The organism is Micromonospora sp. NPDC003776, assembly GCF_053605645.1.
In genome coordinates, this window is record NZ_JBSGJR010000401.1 from 1 (window position 1) to 6,607 (window position 6,607).

The window sequence follows — 6,607 nt, forward strand, 5'->3', positions numbered from 1 at the left end:
GGCGGTGAGCACCACCGGGATGCCGAAGCCGGTGGCGATCCGGGCCGCCTCCACCTTGGTCACCATGCCGCCGGTGCCCACCCCGGCCCGGCCGGCGCCGCCGACGTCCACCCCGGCCAGGTCGCCCTCGCCGTGCACCTCGGTGATCCGGGTGCTGCCCGGCCGGCTCGGGTCGCCGGTCCAGAGCGCGTCGACGTCGGAGAGCAGGACCAGCAGGTCGGCGTCGACCAGGGCGGCGACGAGCGCGGCCAGCCGGTCGTTGTCGCCGAACCGGATCTCCTCGGTGGCCACCGTGTCGTTCTCGTTGACGATCGGCACCGCCCGCAGGTCGAGCAGCTTGCGCAGGGTCCGGTACGCGTTGCGGTAGTGCGCCCGTCGGGTCACGTCGTCGACGGTGAGCAGCACCTGCCCGACGGTGCGGCCGTGCCGGGCGAAGCTGGCCGCGTACCGGCCGATGAGCAGGCCCTGCCCGACGCTGGCGGCGGCCTGCTGGGTGGCCAGGTCGCGGGGGCGCCGGGGCAGGCCGAGCGGGGCGAGACCGGCGGCGATCGCGCCGGAGGAGACCAGCACCACCTCGCGCCCGTCGGCGGCCAGCGCGCCCAGGGTGTCGACCAGGGCGTCGACGCGGGCGTCGTCCAGGCCGCCCGCCGCGGTGGTCAGCGACGACGAACCGATCTTGACGACGATCCGGCGGGCCGAGGTGACTGCTTCGCGCACCCGACCATTCTGCGCGTCGCGGTCGGCGGGACCTTGGTGCGTTCCCATATCGTGGCCGGTCGTGACACCTGACGAGTACGTCGAGGCGGTGCTCGACCTGGTCGAGCGGATCCCGCCGGGCCGGGTGATGTCGTACGGGGCGGTGGCGGACGCGCTCGCGGACCGGTCGGGCCGGTCGTCGGCCCGGCTGGTGGGCTCGATCATGGCCCGGCACGGGGGCGGGGTGCCCTGGCACCGGGTGGTGAACTCGGCCGGCCGGTTACCGCCCGGGCACGAGCGGGAGGCGTGGGCGCGGCTGCGGGCCGAGGGCTGCCCCTTGCGGGGAGAGCGGGTGGACATCGCGGCGGCCGCCTGGTCGCCGGAGGAGGGGATGTGATCCGCGCCATAACGTGAGTAGCATTCGGCTCCATGACACGAACGGGCGGCCTGCCCCGCCGGGTGCACGTCGGGTACGCGACGGGCTCCCTGGTCACCGGGGCGTTCGGGACCGTCCCCGGGCTGCTCCTGCTGCCGTACCTCACCGACACGCTGGGCGTGGCGGCCGGCGTGGCGGCCCTGCTCGTGCTCCTGCCGAAGGCGTGGGACGTGCTGGTCAACCCGGTCGCCGGGCGGATCTCCGACCGGACCCGGTCCCGCTGGGGCGCGCGCCGGCCGTACCTGCTCGGCGGCGGGCTCGCGCTGGCCGTCCTCTTCGCCTCGATCTTCGCCGCCCCGTTCGGCGCCGGCCCGGCCGCCGGGGCGTACGTGGCGGTCGCCTTCCTGGCCACCGCCACCGCGTTCGCCTTCTTCCAGGTGCCCTACGTGGCGATGCCGGCCGAGCTGACCGATGACCCGGCGGAGCGTACCCGGCTGATGAGCTGGCGGATCGCGGTGCTCGCGCTGACCATCCTGGTCTCCGGCGCGGTGGCCCCGGCGGTGGTGACCGCCGGCGGCGACGGCCTGCCGGGGCACCGCTGGATGGGGCTCTTCGTCGCCGCGCTGATCGTGGTCGGCACGGTCGGCGCGTTCCTCGGCACCCGTGCGGCGCCCGCGGGCACGGTCGGGGCGAGCGAGCCGAGCCTGCGCGCCCAGCTCGCGGTCGCCGGCCGCAACCGGCCGTTCCGGCTCCTGCTGGTCTGCTTCGTGGTGCAGTCCGCCGGGGTGGCCACCGTGCTGGCCGGGGTGAAGTACTTCGCCGACCAGGTGCTGCGCGACCCGCGGACCGGGCCGACGCTGCTCTTCGCCTGCTTCGTCGGGCCGGCGCTGCTGGTCATGCCGGTGTGGACCCGGGTCGGCGCCCGGTTCGGCAAGCGGGCCGGCCTGGTCGTCGCGTCGCTGCTCTTCGCCGCGGGCGCGCTGGCCCTGGTCGCGTCCCCGGCGCTGCCAGCTGCCGCGGTCTACGCCGTGGTCGCGCTGATCGGCGTCGGGTACGCCGGCCAGCAGGTCTTCGCCCTGGCCATGCTGCCGGACTGCATCGCGTACGACACCGCGCGCACCGGGCGGCGGCAGGCCGGGGTGTTCACCGGGCTGTGGACCGCCGGGGAGACCTTCGGCCTCGCCCTCGGCCCGGGCCTCTACGGCCTGGTTCTCCAGCTCTCCGGTTACGTCTCCTCGGCCACCGGGGTCGCCGCGGCCCAGTCGGCGGGCGCCCGCCTCGGCGTCCTCCTCGGCTTCACCGCCCTCCCCGCCGTGCTGGTCGCGTTGCCGGTCCTGCTGCTGCGCGGCTACACCCTCCCACCCCTCCCCACCCCCCGCTCCGCCGAGCACGGAGTTGTGGTGGGGGAGGAAAGCCGCTGACCGCCACGAGAAGGGCACCACAAGTTCATGATCGACGAAGAGTGGGGTGCGCTGCCCGCGCACGGAGTGCCGGCGGAGCGGGTGCTCGACGAGATCCGGGAGTTGCGGGCGGGGGACCGGCCGACGCACGGGGGGCGGCTGTTCGCCTACGTGTACGACCCGGGGGTGGCCGGGCTGGACGAGCTGGCGCAGGCCGCGTACGCCGAGAGCGCGCACGTCAACGGGCTCGACCCGACCGCCTTCCCGTCCCTGCTGATGATGGAGAACGCCCTCGTCGCGGCGGCCGCCCGGCTGCTCGGCGGGGGTCCGGGCACGACCGCCCCGGACGTGGTGGGCAGCGTCACCAGCGGCGGCACCGAGTCGCTGATGCTGGCCGTGAAGGCGGCCCGCGACGGCCGCCCCGACCTCGCCGCGCCCCGGATCGTGGTGCCGGCCAGCGGGCACGCCGCCTTCGCGAAGGCCGCCCACTACCTGCGGGTGGCCCTCGACCCGGTGCCCGTGGACCCGGTGACCCTGCGCCCGTCGCCCGCCGACGTGGCCGCCGCGATCCGGCCGGAGACCGTGCTGGTCGCCGCCTCCGCCCCGTCGTACGCGCACGGCGTGGTCGACCCGGTGGCGGAGATCGCGGCGGTCGCGGCGGCGGCCGGCGTGCGCTGCCACGTGGACGCCTGCTTCGGCGGCTGGACCCTGCCCTGGCTGCGCCGGCTCGGCGCGCCGGTGCCGCCGTTCGACTTCGCCGTCGACGGGGTCACCTCGATCTCCGTCGACCTGCACAAGTACGCGTACGCGCCGAAGGGGGTCTCGGTGCTGCTGCACCGGGACCCGGCGCTGCGCGCCCCGCAGTACTTCGCGCACGCCGACTGGCCCGGGTACACCATGATCAACCCGGTGATCGCCTCGACCCGCTCCGGCGGGCCGATCGCCGCCGCGTACTCCACCCTGCGGCACCTCGGCGCGGACGGCTACCTGCGGCTGGCGGCACTCACCCGGGACGCGGTCGCCGGGCTGGCCGACGCGGTCCGCGCGGTCGACGGGCTGCGGCTGCTCGCCGAGCCGGAGGCGACCGTGGTCTGCTTCACCGTCGACGATCCGGGGCTCGACCTGTTCGTGCTGGTCGACGAGCTGACCGCCCGGGGCTGGCACACCCAGCCGCAGCTGTCGTACGCCGGACTGCCGGCCAGCGTGCACCTCACGGTGACCGCGGCGGTCGCGCCCCGGGTGGCCGAGTTCGGCTCCGCGCTGGCCGACGCGGTCGCGGCGGCCCGGGCGGCCGGGCCGGTCGAGCGGCCGGCGGAGCTGCGGGCACTCGCCGGCAGCCTGACGCCGGAGGCGCTCACCCCGGAGGTGGTCGGCGGGCTCGCCGCCGGCCTCGGGCTCGACCCGACGGCCGCACCCGAACGGATGGCGGTGGTGAACACCCTGCTCGACGCCGCCCCGCCAGCCCTGCGCGAGCGGCTGCTGGCGGAGTTCGTCGGCCTGCTGCAACGCCCGGCCTGGTAACGGGGCGGCGGGGCGGCTCGCACCGCCCCGCCGGCCCCTCATCGGTAGCTGAGGGTGTCCTCGTTGTTCCCCGGCACGGGATCGAGCAGGTTGTGTCCGCCGGGGCCGAGTGCCATGCCGTGCACCGTCGCCGTGCCGGGCGCCAACGAGGTGCCCACGGGCAGCCGTACCCCGAGACGTAGCGTCCGCTCCCCGTGCGCGTCGACCGCGTCCAGGTTGCAGACCAGCGGGGGCCGGTACCGGCCGGCGTCCGGGCCGCAGTCCCGCCAGGCCGGCCCGTCCGGAGCGAGGGCCTTCGGCAGGTCCAGCGTGATGCTCACCGAGTCCGCCCGCCGGTCCCCGAGGTTGCGGATCGTCACCTCGACCACGCCGACGCGCGAACCGTCGGTGGGGTCATCCGTCAGCACCACACCCTTCGCGGTCACCGCCAGGTCGGTCGAGTACGGATTGGGGCCGAACGACGTGGGCCCGGCGACCTGCGTGAACCCCTCGCCGGTCCAGCGGTAGCCGCGCCACTGCCGCTGCGACCACGCGCCCGGCCAGCCGCCCCCGGCCATCAGATCGGCGACCTGCACGCGGACGAGGCCGGTGGACCTGACCTCCAGCGCGGTGAGCCACTGCGGTCCCTCCCGGACGGTGGCGATCACCCGGCCGACGGTGACGATCCGTCCGGTCCCGTCCCGGTCGAAGGCGACGACCTGCTCCGGCCCCGCCGTGCCGAAGACGCAGCGGATCATCACGAGCGTCTCGACGGCGCCGTCGCCGTCGATGTCCCCGTAGTTGAGCGCCTCGATGAGGAGCGTCCCGTCCCTCCCCGTGGTCCGGTCACCGGTCAGCCGCACGCCGTCCGACGGGCAGTCCGAGCCGGGTCGCCACGCGGGAAGGGCCAGCCGGGCCGACAGCAGCTCCGTGCGGCTGATCCGGCCGTCCGGCGCATCGGGCGTACGGCTGGCCGACGGCGTCGGGGTCGGGCTCGCCGACGGGCTGCCCGACGGCGCCGGGGTGACTTCCGCGGTCGGGGTGGCGGCCGGCGGCGATGGCCGGTCCTGCCGCAGCGCCGCCCTGGCGGCGATCGGGGCCACCACCAGCACGGCTGCCAGGGCCGCTCCGGCGGCCACGGCGGCCCGGCGACGCCGACGCAGGGTACGCCGCGCGGCCTCCGGCCCGGGCCCGTCGATGGTCGTGGTCAGCTCGCCGCGGTACGTGGTGAAACGCTCCCGCAGCGGGTCCCGGTCAGACATCGCCGACCCCCTCGGTGTTCTCGTTGAGCAGCGTGGCCAGGGCCGCCCGGCCCCGGTGCAGCCAGGACTTGACGGTGCCCTCCGCCACTCCCTCCTGCAGGGCGATCTGCGCGATCGGCAGATCGGCCAGGTAGTGCAGCACGACGACCCGCCGGTGGTTGGCCGGCAGCGCCGCCAGCGCGCGGTCGATCGCCACCCGGTCCGGCGTCGGACCGGGCACCTCCGGCTCCACCCGCCGCTGGCGCAGCAGGTGGTCCCGGGCGGTCCGCAGCCGCCGCCACCGGCTGCGGGCCAGGTTCCAGGCGACCTGACGCACCCAGGCCACCGGGTCGTCGTAGCGGACCAGCCGGTCCCAGCGGGCCAGCGCCCGGGTGAACGCCTCCTGCGCGAGATCCTGCGCCTGGCCCAGGTCCCCGGTGTACGCGCGGAGCTGCGTGGTCACGCTGCGGAAGTGCGCGTGGTAGAAGTCGTCGAAGCTGGGCGTCGGACCGGGCGGTCCCCCGACGTCGGCCGCTGGTGGTTCATTGGCGCGTGCCCTCATCCGCACTGTCACTGTCCCTCCCCCGTACGGGCCGCCGGGTGGTCCGGCACCGGTAACACTCCGTCCCACCCGGTCCGGTTGCCGCCCCTGCTGCCGGGGACCCGACAGCACGGGCGGCTCAGCCGGCGGGGAGTTGGAGATCGGTGCGTGCGGTGTTGTCGGCCGGGGTGCGGTCGCCGGGGAAGGCGCCGGCGACGTTCGCCCGGACGGTCAGCGCGAGGCCGGTGAGGGTGCGGGCCCGCCCGCTCGGCGCGATGTTCACCCGCACCCCGATCCGGTAGGACCGGGTGCCACCCGCCGGGACGGGTCCGTCGCCGGTGCAGAACATCGTCTTCGTGTCGTCGGTCTGGCCCTGGTTGAAGCAGCCGCCGATGTTGGTGCCGCCGAGGTCGATCGTCGCTTCGACGGGCAGCACCACGATCAGGTCGCCGCTGTCGTAGGCCCGGGTGCCGGCGTTGCCCATCCGGACGTCGAGCCAACCGGTGTACGCGCCGCCCGAGGGCGCCAGGGTGACCGAGCGCGGCATGCTGATCGACAGGTCGACGTACCGGGTGGAGGAGGGTGACGCGGTTCTGCTCGGGCCGGTCCTCGATGGCGGGGCGGTCGTCGGCGGGGCGCTCGGCGAGCCGTCCGGAGTGCTGCTCGGCGTGGCCGACCGGCTGGGCGTCGGGGTGGCCGACCCGGTGGTCGGCGGCGGCACCGACCCGGTGCCGGGCCAGGCCGACGGCAGTTCGGTGGCGGGCGAGCTGCCGGTGACGACGGTCGGGGCCGGTGCGGCAAGCGGCCGGACGAGACCGGCCGCCCCGGCCGCCACCACCACCGCCGCGGCGAC

8 protein-coding genes are annotated in these 6,607 nt (G+C 76.0%); 4 read left to right on the top strand and 4 right to left on the bottom strand.

From position 1 onward, the window contains the following. The coding region (proB, locus tag ACWEVO_RS26135) for a glutamate 5-kinase (protein WP_452310151.1) at window positions 1–717 on the bottom strand (717 nt) is incomplete at its 3' end. A 61-nt stretch (window positions 718–778) separates the two neighbouring features. On the opposite strand from proB, the gene ACWEVO_RS26140 reads away from it, so the two are divergent. Genes ACWEVO_RS26140 through ACWEVO_RS26150 form a run of 3 tightly spaced genes read left to right on the top strand, consistent with a single transcriptional unit; the run spans window position 779 to window position 3,993 of the window. Further along, window positions 779–1,093 (top strand): MGMT family protein, encoded by a 315-nt coding sequence (locus tag ACWEVO_RS26140; RefSeq protein WP_452310152.1) that lies wholly within the window; start codon window positions 779–781, stop codon window positions 1,091–1,093. 32 nt (window positions 1,094–1,125) lie between these two features. Next, entirely contained in the window at window positions 1,126–2,493 is a 1,368-nt protein-coding gene (locus ACWEVO_RS26145) for an MFS transporter (protein ID WP_452310153.1), read from the top strand. 27 nt (window positions 2,494–2,520) lie between these two features. Further along, window positions 2,521–3,993: a pyridoxal phosphate-dependent decarboxylase family protein gene (locus ACWEVO_RS26150; protein WP_452310154.1), complete on the top strand. Its 1,473-nt coding sequence runs from the start codon at window positions 2,521–2,523 to the stop codon at window positions 3,991–3,993. Window positions 3,994–4,031: 38 nt separating this feature from the next. Here the strand turns inward: ACWEVO_RS26150 and ACWEVO_RS26155 are convergent, their stop codons facing one another. The 3 genes from ACWEVO_RS26155 to ACWEVO_RS26165 all read right to left on the bottom strand — a co-directional run bounded on the left by ACWEVO_RS26155 (window position 4,032) and on the right by ACWEVO_RS26165 (window position 6,301). Beyond that, window positions 4,032–5,234 carry a hypothetical protein gene (locus tag ACWEVO_RS26155; protein ID WP_452310155.1) on the bottom strand — a complete coding sequence of 401 codons (1,203 nt, stop codon included), beginning with the start codon at window positions 5,232–5,234 and terminating at the stop codon, window positions 4,032–4,034. Then, window positions 5,227–5,775, bottom strand: a complete 549-nt coding sequence (locus ACWEVO_RS26160) for a SigE family RNA polymerase sigma factor (RefSeq protein WP_452310156.1) — start codon at window positions 5,773–5,775, stop codon at window positions 5,227–5,229. The genes ACWEVO_RS26155 and ACWEVO_RS26160 overlap by 8 nt, the downstream gene beginning before the upstream one ends. A gap of 118 nt (window positions 5,776–5,893) precedes the next feature. Continuing rightward, entirely contained in the window at window positions 5,894–6,301 is a 408-nt protein-coding gene (locus ACWEVO_RS26165; RefSeq protein ID WP_452310157.1) for a hypothetical protein, read from the bottom strand. On the opposite strand from ACWEVO_RS26165, the gene ACWEVO_RS26170 reads away from it, so the two are divergent. Further along, window positions 6,300–6,607, top strand: a 308-nt coding sequence (locus ACWEVO_RS26170) for a hypothetical protein (protein WP_452310158.1), incomplete at its 3' end; no start/stop codon positions are given. The genes ACWEVO_RS26165 and ACWEVO_RS26170 overlap by 2 nt on opposite strands.